A 12,488-nucleotide genomic window follows, 5' to 3' on the forward strand; every position below is an offset into this window, starting at 1 on the left:
TCAGGCTTTTTTCGCAATCAGCGCGCGAACAGCCTCAACCATATCGCCGACATTCTTGAGATTACTCCAGGCATCGACCGTGTTCATCTCGATCTCGATGCCGTACTGCTCCTCGAGATCGAAGATGATCTCGGTCAGTTCCAGGGAATGGATGCCAAGCGCGGTCAATTCCGTATTGGTGGTGATCTCTTCGCCACCGGGCTCCGCATGTGCCCTGATCTTGGCGATGATTTCCGTTGCCAGCTCGTCAGCCATTCGATTCCTTCCCCAATTTTATAACGTCGCGGTGCCGATTGGTTGGCGCCCCTGTTGCCCGGACTGAAATCGCCGTCGCCTTCAAAAACCCGCCAGGCGCTGCATGACCGTTCCAAAGAGGCTCCCTCTATAGAAACGGAAACGCTGTCAAGCAACAAGCTATATCAACAAGCACCATATCGACAAAGCGCCGGTAGTGCTTAACGTTAGCGCCGTGGATACGTTGCAGCATGTCTTGATCTCAGCTCTTCCGGCCCAGCGCGCGGCCGGGGCGGCCCGGCTTGCGTGCGGCGTCAGGGACGGACGCACTCGGCTTGTGCGCCTCTATCAGGACGGCTCGGCCAAAATCCGCATGCCGGCCGTTGCGGCCGATCCGCTCGAAGCCGTGCTCATCAACACCGCCGGCGGTCTGACCGGCGGCGATCGGCTCGGCTGGGAAATCGATGTCGGGCCAGGTGCCTCCGCCTCGATAACCACCCAGGCCTGCGAAAAGATCTATCGTGCCGCTAGCGACCGCGCCGAAGTTCGGGTGAAGCTCAGCGTCGGCGCAGGCGGGCGTATCGCCTGGCTGCCCCAGGAAACCATCGTCTTCGACCGCTCGGCCTTTGCCCGCACGCTCGAGGTCGAGCTTGCCGCAGGCGCCGAGGCATTGCTGCTTGAAGCCACCATATTCGGCCGCCTCGCCATGGGCGAAGAGGCCGCGCACGGCCATTTCCACGACCGTTGGCGTGTCCGCCAGGATGGTGCGCTCGTTCATGCCGAGGATTTCCGCATCGGGCCGGCTATCGCGGCGGCACTTGGCCGCCCGGCGGTCGCCGGCGGCGCCATTGCCGCTGCGACGCTGCTGATGGTCTCGCCGCAGGCAGAAGCCTTGCTCGATCCGGCCCGCGACATCATCGGCGCCGACGGCGATGCCAGCGCCTGGAGCGTCAAAAAATCTGGCAAGCTTCTTGCGAGGCTGTTTGCCGAGGACGGCTATCAGCTGCGCAAGCGGCTGGTTCCGCTCGTCGAACTGCTCAACGGGCGGGCGGGTCTGCCCAAATTATGGTCACTCTGAGCCAAATCCAGGCCAAATCCAGGAAAGCGCATGAACCTGACGCCGCGTGAAAAGGACAAGCTGCTCATCGCCATGGCGGCGATCGTGGCGCGCAAGCGGCTGGAACGCGGCGTCAAGCTCAATCACCCCGAAGCGATCGCGCTGATCACCGATTTCGTCGTCGAGGGCGCCCGCGACGGCCGCCCGGTCGCCGAACTGATGGAGGCCGGCGCCCATGTCATCACCCGCGCGCAGGTGATGGAAGGCATCGCCGAGATGATCCACGACGTGCAGGTCGAGGCGACCTTTCCCGACGGCACCAAGCTGGTGACCGTTCACGAACCGATCAGGTGAGGAGAAAAACGATGCTGGAGCTGCGACCGAATTGCGAATGCTGCGACAAGGACCTGCCGCCGGAAGCGGCGGACGCGCTGATCTGCACCTTTGAATGCACCTTCTGCGCTGACTGCGCTGAACATGTGCTGGGCGGCGTCTGCCCGAACTGCGGCGGCAATTTTTCCGCACGCCCGATCCGCCCAGTGGAGAAACTGGTGAAATATCCGGCCTCGACCCAACGCGTGCTCAAGGCCGAGGGCTGCGGCCCGCGCAAGGCTGCGTGATTGTTTTCGTGACTTCGAAGGGAAGACCGATGATCTCTGCTTCAACCAAACGCACCACGCTTGCAGCGATCCTGCTGCTGGCGGCGGCGATGCCCGCTTATGCCCATGTCGGCATCGGCACCACCTCGTCCTTCGCGGCGGGCTTCGCGCATCCGCTGTCCGGCCTCGACCATATGACCGTCATGGTCGCCGTCGGCCTGTGGGCGGCGCTCAAGGGCGGCAAGGCGATCTGGGCCTGGCCGCTGGCCTTTGTCGGCGTCATGCTGGTCGGCGGCGCGTTCGGCATGCTCCACGTGCCGGTGCCTTTCGTCGAACCGGGCATCCTTGCCTCCGTCGTCGCGCTTGGCTCGCTGGTGGCGTTGGCGGTCGATCTGCCGGTCTCGGCCGGAGTCGCCATCATCGGCCTGTGCGCGCTGTTCCATGGCCATGCCCACGGCACCGAAGTGCCGGAAAATGCAGGTGGGCTTGACTATATGGCCGGCTTTGCCGTTGCCACCGCACTTCTCCATGCCATGGGCATCGCTGCCGGCCTTGGCCTCGGCATGCGCTTTCGCGGGCTTGCCCGCGCCGCTGGCGCCGCTTGTGCTGCAGTCGGCGGCGGCCTGGTCTTCGGCGTTTTGTGAGGCTAACGATGATTCCCGGCGAAATCATCACCGCAAGCGGCGACATCGAGCTCAACAAGGGGCTGCCGACGGTGACGCTGAAGGTCGCCAACAGCGGCGACCGGCCGATCCAGGTCGGCAGCCACTACCATTTCTTCGAGACCAATGAGGGGTTGAAATTCGACCGCGACAAAGCGCGCGGCATGCGTCTGGACATTGCCGCCGGCACCGCGATGCGCTTCGAACCGGGACAAGAGCGGGACGTCACGCTGGTGCCGTTCGGAGGAAAACGCGAGGTCTACGGTTTTCAGCAGAAGAGCATGGGCAGGCTGTGAGATCGACGGGGTCGAGCGCCCTGAGGTCAGTTCGACGGCCTGGCCGCCGCGTAGATGACGATTCTTGCCGAGCCGTCGAATTCCACCGCAAGGACGTCTTCCGTAAGCACGCGCCGCGAATCGATGGCGTTGAACAGCAAGGCGTTGGCGTCGATCTCCTTGCGCAGTTCCGCAATGTCGTCCTGATGCTGTTCGACCTTGCTCTCGACGGCCGGCGGCGGGCCGCCTTCGCTGCGTGCCGCGTCGGTGAGGAAGACGATATCCACAGTATCGAGTTTGGACGTCTTGCGCACGGCGCCGATGTTCTCACGCGTCCGCTCGATCGCGGTGATGATCTTGTTGGTCTGTGGTTCCGTTCGTGCCTCTTCCTGCCGGACATCGGAGCCGACGATCCTGTCGACGGTGTCGGCCCGGTTGACGGCGTCAGCGCTTTCAAGACCTTGCGCGGCTTGCGGGCCGAAAGCTGCGAGAAATGTGCAGGCAGCAAGGCTCTGGAGCCATCTGGTGTCGGCAAAGACAGGCATTGCTCGCTCCTGGTGGACTTTTCTGTGCAACGCCGTTCGGCGCCAAAGGAACGAAACGCCTCCTGTCGGGCGAAGGTTCCCTGTGGGCTGGCGGGCCGGGTGCCGGCCCGCCAGGCGCTTCTTTCAGCTTGCCTTCTTGGTGACAAGGGTCAGCGCGCCATCGGTGGTCATGCTGGCGGCGACCACCTGTGCCGAGGTGAGCCCCTTGGCTTCGAGCGCCGACTTGATCTGCGGCGTCGCGTCGATCGAAGAGCGCAGTTTCTGCAGCCCGGCATCGCCACGCTGGGCAATCACCTGATTGACCTGCGTCTGGGTGGCCTTGGGCAATTCGCTGATATCGACGATGTTGACCTTCTGGATCGCCGGCGCCGCCGGCTGAGCGCTGGGCGCCGCCGGCTTCGGTTGCGGCGTGGGCTGCTGCTGGGCGCCGGCTACGGTTGCGGAGGCCAGCGTGGCGGCGGCTGCAAGAACGATGATTTTGCGCATGTATTTTCCTTTCATCGATTTGGCCAAGGGTTTGGCAAACGGGCGGTTTGGGGTGGCACGGCCACCTCAACGGCCAAATGGGATCAGAAGGTGTCGCCGGGCGGGTCATTGCATGACCATTGGATGGCGACGATGTGGAGTTCGGCTGCGGCCGGCCTCTCGTTGGGGGAGCATTGACTGATGGCTAGAATTACCCGCGCCGCCTACGCGCAGATGTATGGCCCGACGGTCGGCGACAGAGTGCGCCTGGCCGACACCGAGCTGTTTATCGAGGTCGAAAAGGACCTCACCGTCCATGGCGAGGAGGTGAAATTCGGCGGCGGCAAGGTCATCCGCGACGGCATGGGCCAGAGCCAGGTGTCGCGCGCCGGCGGCGCGGTCGACACGGTCATCACCAACGCGCTGGTGGTCGATGCCACGGCCGGCATCTTCAAGGCCGATATAGGTCTCAGGGACGGCCGCATCGCGGCGATCGGCAAGGCCGGCAATCCCGACACGCAGGACGGTGTCACCATCATCATCGGCCCCGGTACCGAGATCATCGCCGGCGAGGGCAAGATCCTCACCGCCGGCGGCTTCGACGCGCACATCCACTTCATCTGTCCGCAGCAGATCGACGAAGCGCTGATGTCGGGCATCACCACCATGCTCGGCGGCGGCACCGGCCCGGCGCATGGCACGCTGGCCACCACCTGCACGCCCGGACCCTGGCACATGGCGCGCATGATCCAGTCCTTCGACGCTTTCCCGATGAACATCGGCCTGTCCGGCAAGGGCAATGCCTCGCTGCCGGCGGCGCTCGAGGAAATGGTGCTGGGCGGCGCCTGCTCGCTGAAGCTGCACGAGGACTGGGGCACGACGCCGGCGGCCATCGACTGCTGCCTGTCGGTTGCCGACGATTACGACGTGCAGGTGATGATCCACACCGACACGCTGAACGAATCCGGCTTCGTCGAGAACACCGTCGCCGCCATCAAGGGCCGCACCATCCACGCCTTCCACACCGAGGGTGCCGGCGGCGGCCATGCGCCTGACATCATCAAGGTTTGCGGCCTGCCCAACGTCATCCCGTCCTCGACCAACCCGACCCGGCCCTACACCGTCAACACGCTGGCCGAGCATCTCGACATGCTGATGGTCTGCCATCATCTGTCGCCGTCGATCCCCGAAGACATCGCCTTTGCCGAAAGCCGCATCCGCAAGGAGACCATCGCGGCGGAAGACATTCTGCATGACATCGGCGCCTTCTCGATCATCTCGTCGGACTCGCAGGCAATGGGCCGCGTCGGCGAGGTGGCGATCCGCACCTGGCAGACCGCCGACAAGATGAAGCGCCAGCGCGGGTCATTGCCGCAGGAGACCGGCAACAACGACAATTTCCGCGTCCGCCGCTACATCGCCAAATACACCATCAACCCGGCCATCGCGCATGGCCTGTCCAGGGACATCGGTTCGATCGCGGTCGGCAAGCGCGCCGATCTGGTGCTGTGGAACCCAGCCTTCTTCGGCGTCAAACCGGACATGGTGCTGATCGGCGGCATGATAGCCGCAGCCCCGATGGGCGACCCAAACGCCTCTATCCCGACACCGCAGCCGATGCACTACCGCCCGATGTTCGGCGCCTATGGCAAGGCCAGGACCAACTCGTCGGTGACGTTCGTTTCCAAGGCGGCTCTGGACTCAGGCCTGCATGGCCGGCTCGGCGTCGACAAGCAGTTCGTGGCCGTGGAAAACACCCGTGGCGGCATCGGCAAGCATTCGATGGTGCTCAACGACGCTACGCCGCATGTCGAAGTCGACCCGGAGACTTACGAGGTGCGCGCCGATGGCGAGCTACTGACCTGCGAGCCGGCAAGCGTGCTACCGATGGCGCAGCGGTATTTCCTGTTTTGAGGCGAGGGGCGATTTGATCGACCCGGCAAATTCCGTTGCGACCCGGTCGGTCCCACCGCAATATGCGGCTCAAAGAACCGCGTAGCAGGTCATGGTCACCGAAATAGCCTCCGCCCACGACATCTTCCCGCATATCCGCATCGTCATGGGCATGGTGATCGGACTTGGCGTCGCTCGCCTGCTGTCGGGGGTGGCGCGAATCGTCCAGCATCCCGGCCAGTACAGGCTCTATCCCGTGCACCTCGGCTGGGTCGCCTCCATGCTGTTGCTGCTGGTGCATTTCTGGTGGTGGGAGTTCGGCCTCTACACCATAGAGGTCTGGACTTTCGGCAAGTACCTGTTCCTGATCTTCTACGCCATCACGCTGTTCCTGCTGTGCGCGCTGCTGTTTCCGGATTCGATGCTCGACTACACCAGCTACGAGGATTTCTTCTATTCACGCCGTGGCTGGTTCTTCGGCCTGCTGGCGACGACCTATCTGCTCGACGTCGTCGACACGCTGCTGAAGGGTCCCGAGCATTTCGCCCGCTACGGCAATGAATATCTGTTCCGAACGCCGGTTTTCGTGGTGTTGTGCATCGCCGCCATACTGGTGCGTGACCGCCGCTTCCACATCGCCTTCGTCGCCGGCACGCTGATCTATCAGATATCGTTCATCCTGCGGCTCTTCGACACCATCGTCTGAACAGTGGCTATGGTTTAGGGTCGCAGGAAAGAGGGTTCAACCATGTACAAGGCCATCGGATCGCGTGGATCCCGCGTCAGCCGCGTTCTGTGGATGCTCGAGGAACTCGGGCAGCCCTATGAATTCGTCGAGGTCAAATTGCGTTCGCCCGAAGCCTATGCGCTCAACCCGTCGGGCAAGGTGCCGATCCTGATCGATGGCGAACTGACGGTGACTGATTCGGCGGCAATCTGCGTCTATCTCGCCGACAAGCACGCCGACAAAGGCATGGGCGCCAATCCAGGTGTGGCCGGACGCGCCGAAATGGATTCCTGGATGCATTTTGCCCAGTCCGAGTTCGAAGCGCCGCTGTGGAACAAGCTGCGCCACCGCTTCCTGTTGCCGAAGGACGTGCGGGTCGATGTCGGCCCCGCCGCCGCCTACGATTTCGCCTCGGAGGCCAAGGCGCTCGACGGCCGGCTGGGGGATCGGGAGTTTGCGCTGGGCGACCGGTTTTCCGCCGTCGACGTGCTGTTGGGCGACATGGGCGGCTGGGCCCGCGCCGGAACATTTCCGATCGAATCCGAGCGCGTCAACGCGTATTTCGACCGCGTCCTGGCGCGGCCTGCCCGTGCGAGAGCCCAGGCTAACGGTGGAGCCATGCGATGAAACTCAACCTGAACACCGACTTCACCAAGTTCCCCCGGGCCGTCTCGGTGGTGCCTGCCGGCACTGCCGGAACTACGCCGCCATCCGGCCGTGCCGTCCTGCCCCATGACGAGCGTCATTTGCGCCGCCGCGCCATCGAGCTTGCCGACGGCAGCAAGGTGCTGGTCGACCTGCCCGAACCCGTGACCTTGAACGATGGCGACCGGCTGGTGCTGGAGGATGGCGGCCAGGTCGAGATCACCGCGGCACCCGAAGAGGTCTACGACATCCGCGCCCGCCACGCCGTGCATCTGACCGAACTCGCCTGGCATATCGGCAACCGGCATCTGGCGGCTGCGATTGAGCCCAGCCGCATCCTGATTTTGCGCGACCATGTTATCAAGGCTATGCTGGAAGGGCTGGGCGCCACGGTGCGCGAAGTCTCCGAACCGTTCAAGCCGGTGCGCGGCGCCTATTCCGCCCAAGGTGCGCATGGTCACGATCATGGCCATGCGCATGCGCACGCCGAAGCGCATTCCCATGATGGACGTTCCCACGCACACAGCGAGTCGCATTCGTACAGCCATTCCCATGACGGGCATCATCACGATCATGACTGACCAGCCGTCCGGCATCGCTTTGCTGCGGCTCATGGCGTGGCTGTCGCCGGCCTTTCCGGTCGGCGGCTTTGCCTACAGCCATGGTCTCGAACGCGCCGGGCAAGACGGGCTGGTTGCCGATACCGCCAGCCTCGCCTTCTGGCTGGAGACGCTGGTCGAGATGGGCTCGGGCTGGAACGACGCCGTGCTCTTCGCGGAAAGCTGGCGCCGCGCCCGCGACGGCGGCGACCTCCATGAAGGCGACCTCCATGAAATTGCCGATCTCGCCGAAGCGCTGGCCGGCTCGCGTGAGCGCCACACCGAAACCATGCTGCAAGGCGCCGCCTTCCTGAAAGCGGCAGCGGCGTGGGCGAATCCGGTATTGGGCCGCCTGCCGGCCGAATGCGCCTACTGTGTCGCCGTCGGCGCCGTTGCCGGCGGCAACGGCATCGCGCTTCAGGACGCGATGTCGGCCTTCCTGCAGGCCTTCTTCTCCAACCTCGTTCAGGCGGCGATCCGACTCGGAATCGTCGGCCAGACGGACGCCATGGCCTTGCTCGCCGGCTTCGAGCCGTTGGCGCTGTCGACGGCCGCGCGCGCCGCCGGCTCGACATTGGACGATCTCGGCGGCTGCGCCTTCATCTCCGACATCATGGCGATGAAGCACGAGACGCAGTATTCCAGGCTGTTCCGCTCATGATCGTCCTCGCCTTCGCCCTCTCGGCCGTCCTGCTGCTGATCACCGCGCTGCATGTCTATTGGGGCCTTGGCGGCATCTGGCCGGGCAGGGACGGCGTCTCCTGCGCCCACGCCGTCGTCGGCTTTCGCGGCGTCGACGAGATGCCGACGCCGTTTGCCTGTTTCGCCGTTGCCGCGTGCCTGTGCCTCGCAACCCTGTGGCCGCTGGCGCTGACCGGGGTCTTCGCCACCCCCTTTCCAAGGGAAGGCCTTGCCGCCACAGCGCTGCTCATAGGGCTGGTCTTCCTCGGCCGCGGCATTGCCGGCTTCACGCCGTGGTGGCGCCGTCTGGCGCCGGAACAGCCTTTTGCGCGGCTCGATATCAGCTTCTATTCGCCGCTCTGCCTGTTGATCGGGCTCAGCTTCGCCATCCTCGCCATCACGGAGTTTTTCGGCATGACGGATTTTTCGCTATGACTCAGGCCAACGGTCCCCTGCGCATCGGCATCGGCGGTCCCGTCGGCTCCGGCAAGACGACGCTAACCGAAAAGCTCTGCAAGGCGCTGCGCGACGATTTCTCCATCGCCGTCGTCACCAACGACATCTACACCAAGGAAGACGCCATGATGCTGGCTCGCCTGCAGGCGCTGCCTGAGGACCGCATCGTCGGCGTGGAGACCGGCGGCTGCCCGCACACCGCCATCCGTGAGGACGCCTCGATCAATTTGCAGGCGATCGCCGGGCTGAACAGGAAATTCCCCGATCTCGACATCGTCTTCATCGAATCCGGCGGCGACAATCTTGCCGCCACCTTCTCGCCGGACCTTGCCGACCTGACCCTCTATGTCATCTCGGTTTGCCAGGGCGAGGAAATCCCCAGGAAGGGCGGGCCGGCGATCACCCGTTCCGATTTCCTGGTCATCAACAAGAGCGATCTGGCGCCCTATGTAAACGTCAACCTCGATGTCATGGAGAGCGACGCCGCCCGAATGCGGGGCAAGCGCCCGTTCGGCTTCACCGATCTATCGCGCGGCAAGGGACTGCAGAAAGTCATCGACTTCATCGTCGAACATGGCGGGCTGCAGTCGGCCCGCTCGGCGGCCTGACCCAGTACTTACCGGTTGCTGGTCGGCATTGGGCGCGGCATTCTCGGGGAAATGGAGGATTTTTTGATGAGCATCGCCCGTTTGCAGAAAGAGCCGCTGACCAACCTGCCCTATTATGAGGAGCGCGTCGATCTTGCCGCCGCCTTCCGCTGGACGGCGCGGCTCAACATGCATGAAGCCGTGGCCAACCACTTCTCGCTGTCGGTCAACGAGGCCGGCAGCAAATTCCTGACGAACCCCAACCAGGTGCATTTCTCGCGCATCAAGGCGAGCGACCTTTTGCTGATCGACGCCAACGATCCCGAGACATTGTCCGGCCCGAATGCGCCCGACCCGACCGCCTGGGGTCTGCACGGCGCCATTCACCGCAACGTGCCGCATGCGCGCTGCGCCATGCATGTGCATTCCATTCATGCCACTGTGCTTGCATCGCTGGCCGACTCGACTCTGCCGCCGATCGACCAGAACTCGGCCATGTTCTTCAACCGCCACGTCGTCGATGCCCACTATGGCGGGCTGGCCTTCGAGGAGGAAGGCGAGCGCTGCTCGCAACTGCTCACCGACCCTAAGGTCAAGGTGATGGTGATGGGCAATCACGGCGTCATGGTCATCGGCGACACCGTTGCCGACGCCTTCAACCGCATGTTCTATTTCGAGCGTGCCGCCGAGACCTACATCAAGGCGCTGTGGACCGGCCGTCCGCTGCGCACGCTCTCCGACGCCATTGCCGAAAAGACCGCCAGCGAAATGGACGACTATCCCGGCCAGGCGGAGCGTCACCTTGCCGAGCTGAAGGCGATCCTCGACGAGGAGGAGCCGGTGTACCGCAGCTAAGCGACCATCCGTGCTTCTCCCGTTTACGCTACGCACTCACCTTCTGTGATTTGTTATGACTGATCGGCGTAAGGTTGATTGCCAGGTGGTTCCCCCAATCCGTCGCTGCTTCGCAGCGCCACCTTTCCCCCTCCGGAGGGAAGGAAGGGAGCCTTTCTGGACGAGCGTTTGACGGCAAAAAGCTTGGCGCCTTTCCTCTACCCCGTCGATCGGGGGGTCCGAAGGACGGGCGAGACCCGTGGCTCGCCCCGGCAGGGTGGCTCGGCGAAGCCGAGACGGGGGTCGACCAGCGCAACATTAGACAATGCATGGCCAAGCTGAAGGGAGGATGAGGGGCAGCGCCGACGTTCATAGGCTCACTCAGAGTCCCAACTGAGCCCGCAACTCTTCCGCACTGTTGATCACGACAGCGCCCTTCGGTCCTGCCATCGGCGCTTCCGGCCAGAAGATCGTCCGCATCCCCGCGGCCAGGCCTGATGTGGCGCCGGTAACGCTGTCGTCGACGGCCACCGCGTCTGAAGGATCGACGCCGGCCAGCCACGCGGCGCGCAGGAACGGTTCGGGATGCGGCTTGCCTTCGCGCACGTCGTTTCGGCTGATCGTGCGCATGCCGGGATAGATCAGGCCGACGGCGCTCAGATTTGCATCGACGATCACCCGGTCGGAATTGGACACCACCGCCTGCTGCACGCCGAGCGCGCGCAACTCGTTGAACACTTCGATCGCGCCGGGGCGCGGCTTCAGCGTCTCGGCCATCGGCATGTAGTGATCGTATTTGCGCACGATCCAGTCGTCGAAGGGCAGGTCGAGGCCGAACTCGCTGCGCAGCATCTCGTAGACCGGTGCGGCGGCGACGCCCAGCACCCGCTCATGCAGGTCGGCCGGCGGCGTGATACCGACGCTGCGCAGCGCCGCCACCAAGGCCGCCTCGTGCAGCGGCTCGCTGTCGACCAGCGTGCCGTCCATATCCCAGAAAACCGCTTTCGGCGTCATGCGAGGCTCCTTTGCCGATCCCCTTAAAGCGTTTGTATCAGGAGATAAACCGCCGAGCCCGTCCGCCGGCGATTTTCGCTGGGTTGGTTGCCGCGCGGCGGCCGGATCGAAGCAGCAAGCAATTGTCTTCCCGATTGAACAATTGCGCGCCGACACATTCCCTGCAAGACTACGACGCTTCGCCCAAGGGCGCGCAAAGGGGCAGGGCTGGAGGCACATTTTGAATTCGCGGCAAGACGGCGGCAGCAGCAGGCTGGACGAGGCAGCGCGCGCCGGCTGGCTTTATTATGTTGCCGGCAACACCCAGGACCAGATCGCCGCCACGCTCGGCATTTCCCGGCAGACGGCGCAGCGGCTGGTGTCGCTGGCGGTGTCGGAGGGGCTGATCAAGGTTCGCGTCGATCACCCGATCGCCAATTGCCTTGATCTCGCAGCTAGACTGAAGTCACGCTTCGCGCTCGACCTCGTCGAAGTGGTGCCGAGCGATCCAACCTCATCCTCGACCACGATCGGCATTGCCGAGGCGGCCGCGGCCGAGATCGAGCGGCGGCTGCGGTCACCGACGCCCATCGTCTTGGCCATCGGCACCGGCCGCACGCTGAAGGCGGCGATCGAGCAATTGCCGCCGATGGAATGCTCGCAGCACAAGGTTGTGTCCTTGACCGGCAACATCTCGCCCGACGGTTCGGCCGCCTTCTACAACGTCATCTTCACCATGGCCGACCGGGTCAAGGCGCGCTCGTTCCCGATGCCGCTGCCGGTCATCGCCTCGTCGCCGGAAGAGCGCGAGATGCTGCTTGCCCAGCCGATGATCCAACCGACGCTGGCGCTGGCCGCGGAAGCCGACGTGACCTTTGTCGGCATCGGCGATCTCGGCCCGAAGGCGCCGCTCTACGAGGACGGTTTTATCTCGGAAAGCGAGCTGAAGGCGTTGCAAAAGGCTGGCGGCGTCGCCGAGATCGTCGGCTGGGTGTTCGATCGGGAAGGCCGCATGATCGAGGGCATCACCAACGACCGGGTATCGTCGGCAGCCTTGCCGTCACGCGAAAAGTCGCTGGTCATTGCGCTCGCCATGGGCGAGCGCAAATTGCCGGGCATCCTGGCCGCTGTGAACCGCCGGCTGGTCAATGGCCTCATCACCGACGAGCGGACCGCCACGGCCTTGCTCGACGGTTCCTGATAGATTAAGCGGCCCATCGATAAAATCCAACACGT

The 12,488-nt window shown here is 64.1% G+C and carries 18 protein-coding genes; 14 read left to right on the forward strand and 4 right to left on the reverse strand.

Annotated features, from left to right (window positions below; all coding sequences use genetic code 11):
• Nucleotides 1–255, reverse strand: coding sequence for an acyl carrier protein (locus tag NKI61_RS05245; RefSeq protein ID WP_023671226.1), 255 nt, complete (start codon nucleotides 253–255; stop codon nucleotides 1–3).
• Between the two features lie 214 nt (nucleotides 256–469).
• Here NKI61_RS05245 and NKI61_RS05250 point away from each other — a divergent pair, with 214 nt between their 5' ends.
• The 5 genes from NKI61_RS05250 to NKI61_RS05270 are packed head-to-tail and all read left to right on the forward strand — an operon-like array spanning nucleotide 470 to nucleotide 2,848.
• Nucleotides 470–1,312 (forward strand): urease accessory protein UreD, encoded by an 843-nt coding sequence (locus NKI61_RS05250; protein WP_352838958.1) that lies wholly within the window; start codon nucleotides 470–472, stop codon nucleotides 1,310–1,312.
• A gap of 30 nt (nucleotides 1,313–1,342) precedes the next feature.
• Complete coding sequence (locus tag NKI61_RS05255; RefSeq protein ID WP_023671228.1) at nucleotides 1,343–1,645, forward strand: urease subunit gamma; 303 nt, start codon at nucleotides 1,343–1,345, stop codon at nucleotides 1,643–1,645.
• Between the two features lie 11 nt (nucleotides 1,646–1,656).
• Nucleotides 1,657–1,911, forward strand: coding sequence for a DUF1272 domain-containing protein (locus NKI61_RS05260; protein ID WP_023671229.1), 255 nt, complete (start codon nucleotides 1,657–1,659; stop codon nucleotides 1,909–1,911).
• Nucleotides 1,912–1,940: 29 nt separating this feature from the next.
• A complete protein-coding gene (locus NKI61_RS05265) occupies nucleotides 1,941–2,534 on the forward strand; it encodes a HupE/UreJ family protein (RefSeq protein ID WP_352838959.1) in 594 nt (197 codons plus the stop codon).
• An 8-nt stretch (nucleotides 2,535–2,542) separates the two neighbouring features.
• Nucleotides 2,543–2,848 (forward strand): urease subunit beta, encoded by a 306-nt coding sequence (locus NKI61_RS05270; RefSeq protein ID WP_352838960.1) that lies wholly within the window; start codon nucleotides 2,543–2,545, stop codon nucleotides 2,846–2,848.
• A gap of 26 nt (nucleotides 2,849–2,874) precedes the next feature.
• Here the strand turns inward: NKI61_RS05270 and NKI61_RS05275 are convergent, their stop codons facing one another.
• Together NKI61_RS05275 and NKI61_RS05280 are read right to left on the reverse strand one after the other, a co-directional pair.
• On the reverse strand, nucleotides 2,875–3,372 hold the full coding sequence (locus tag NKI61_RS05275; RefSeq protein WP_352838961.1) for a hypothetical protein: 498 nt from the start codon (nucleotides 3,370–3,372) through the stop codon (nucleotides 2,875–2,877).
• Nucleotides 3,373–3,495: 123 nt separating this feature from the next.
• Entirely contained in the window at nucleotides 3,496–3,858 is a 363-nt protein-coding gene (locus NKI61_RS05280; protein ID WP_023671233.1) for a hypothetical protein, read from the reverse strand.
• 180 nt (nucleotides 3,859–4,038) lie between these two features.
• Here NKI61_RS05280 and ureC point away from each other — a divergent pair, with 180 nt between their 5' ends.
• The 8 genes from ureC (at nucleotide 4,039) to NKI61_RS05320 (ending at nucleotide 10,280) form a co-directional block, all read left to right on the forward strand.
• Complete coding sequence (ureC, locus tag NKI61_RS05285; protein WP_502899850.1) at nucleotides 4,039–5,751, forward strand: urease subunit alpha; 1,713 nt, start codon at nucleotides 4,039–4,041, stop codon at nucleotides 5,749–5,751.
• A gap of 91 nt (nucleotides 5,752–5,842) precedes the next feature.
• A complete protein-coding gene (locus NKI61_RS05290; protein WP_023683601.1) occupies nucleotides 5,843–6,436 on the forward strand; it encodes a hypothetical protein in 594 nt (197 codons plus the stop codon).
• Nucleotides 6,437–6,478: 42 nt separating this feature from the next.
• Nucleotides 6,479–7,084 (forward strand): glutathione S-transferase family protein, encoded by a 606-nt coding sequence (locus NKI61_RS05295; RefSeq protein ID WP_352838962.1) that lies wholly within the window; start codon nucleotides 6,479–6,481, stop codon nucleotides 7,082–7,084.
• Entirely contained in the window at nucleotides 7,081–7,683 is a 603-nt protein-coding gene (gene ureE, locus NKI61_RS05300) for an urease accessory protein UreE (protein WP_352838963.1), read from the forward strand. The genes NKI61_RS05295 and ureE overlap by 4 nt, the downstream gene beginning before the upstream one ends.
• The gene (locus NKI61_RS05305) at nucleotides 7,676–8,362 is read left to right on the forward strand and encodes an urease accessory protein UreF (protein ID WP_023689159.1); all 687 of its coding nucleotides are present in this window, start codon (nucleotides 7,676–7,678) and stop codon (nucleotides 8,360–8,362) included. Before ureE ends, NKI61_RS05305 begins: the two co-directional genes overlap by 8 nt.
• Nucleotides 8,359–8,817, forward strand: coding sequence for a DUF3995 domain-containing protein (locus NKI61_RS05310; RefSeq protein WP_352625004.1), 459 nt, complete (start codon nucleotides 8,359–8,361; stop codon nucleotides 8,815–8,817). Before NKI61_RS05305 ends, NKI61_RS05310 begins: the two co-directional genes overlap by 4 nt.
• On the forward strand, nucleotides 8,814–9,446 hold the full coding sequence (gene ureG, locus NKI61_RS05315) for an urease accessory protein UreG (protein ID WP_352838964.1): 633 nt from the start codon (nucleotides 8,814–8,816) through the stop codon (nucleotides 9,444–9,446). Before NKI61_RS05310 ends, ureG begins: the two co-directional genes overlap by 4 nt.
• A 66-nt stretch (nucleotides 9,447–9,512) precedes the next feature.
• Nucleotides 9,513–10,280: a class II aldolase and adducin N-terminal domain-containing protein gene (locus NKI61_RS05320; protein WP_023732686.1), complete on the forward strand. Its 768-nt coding sequence runs from the start codon at nucleotides 9,513–9,515 to the stop codon at nucleotides 10,278–10,280.
• Nucleotides 10,281–10,640: 360 nt separating this feature from the next.
• Here the strand turns inward: NKI61_RS05320 and NKI61_RS05325 are convergent, their stop codons facing one another.
• Nucleotides 10,641–11,273 carry an HAD family hydrolase gene (locus NKI61_RS05325; RefSeq protein ID WP_023671242.1) on the reverse strand — a complete coding sequence of 211 codons (633 nt, stop codon included), beginning with the start codon at nucleotides 11,271–11,273 and terminating at the stop codon, nucleotides 10,641–10,643.
• 220 nt (nucleotides 11,274–11,493) lie between these two features.
• On the opposite strand from NKI61_RS05325, the gene NKI61_RS05330 reads away from it, so the two are divergent.
• Nucleotides 11,494–12,453 (forward strand): sugar-binding transcriptional regulator, encoded by a 960-nt coding sequence (locus tag NKI61_RS05330; RefSeq protein WP_023671243.1) that lies wholly within the window; start codon nucleotides 11,494–11,496, stop codon nucleotides 12,451–12,453.
• Nucleotides 12,454–12,488: the final 35 nt, after the last annotated feature.

The sequence above is a fragment of the Mesorhizobium sp. M0514 genome, from assembly GCF_040321145.1.
Classification (GTDB): Bacteria; Pseudomonadota; Alphaproteobacteria; order Rhizobiales; family Rhizobiaceae; genus Mesorhizobium.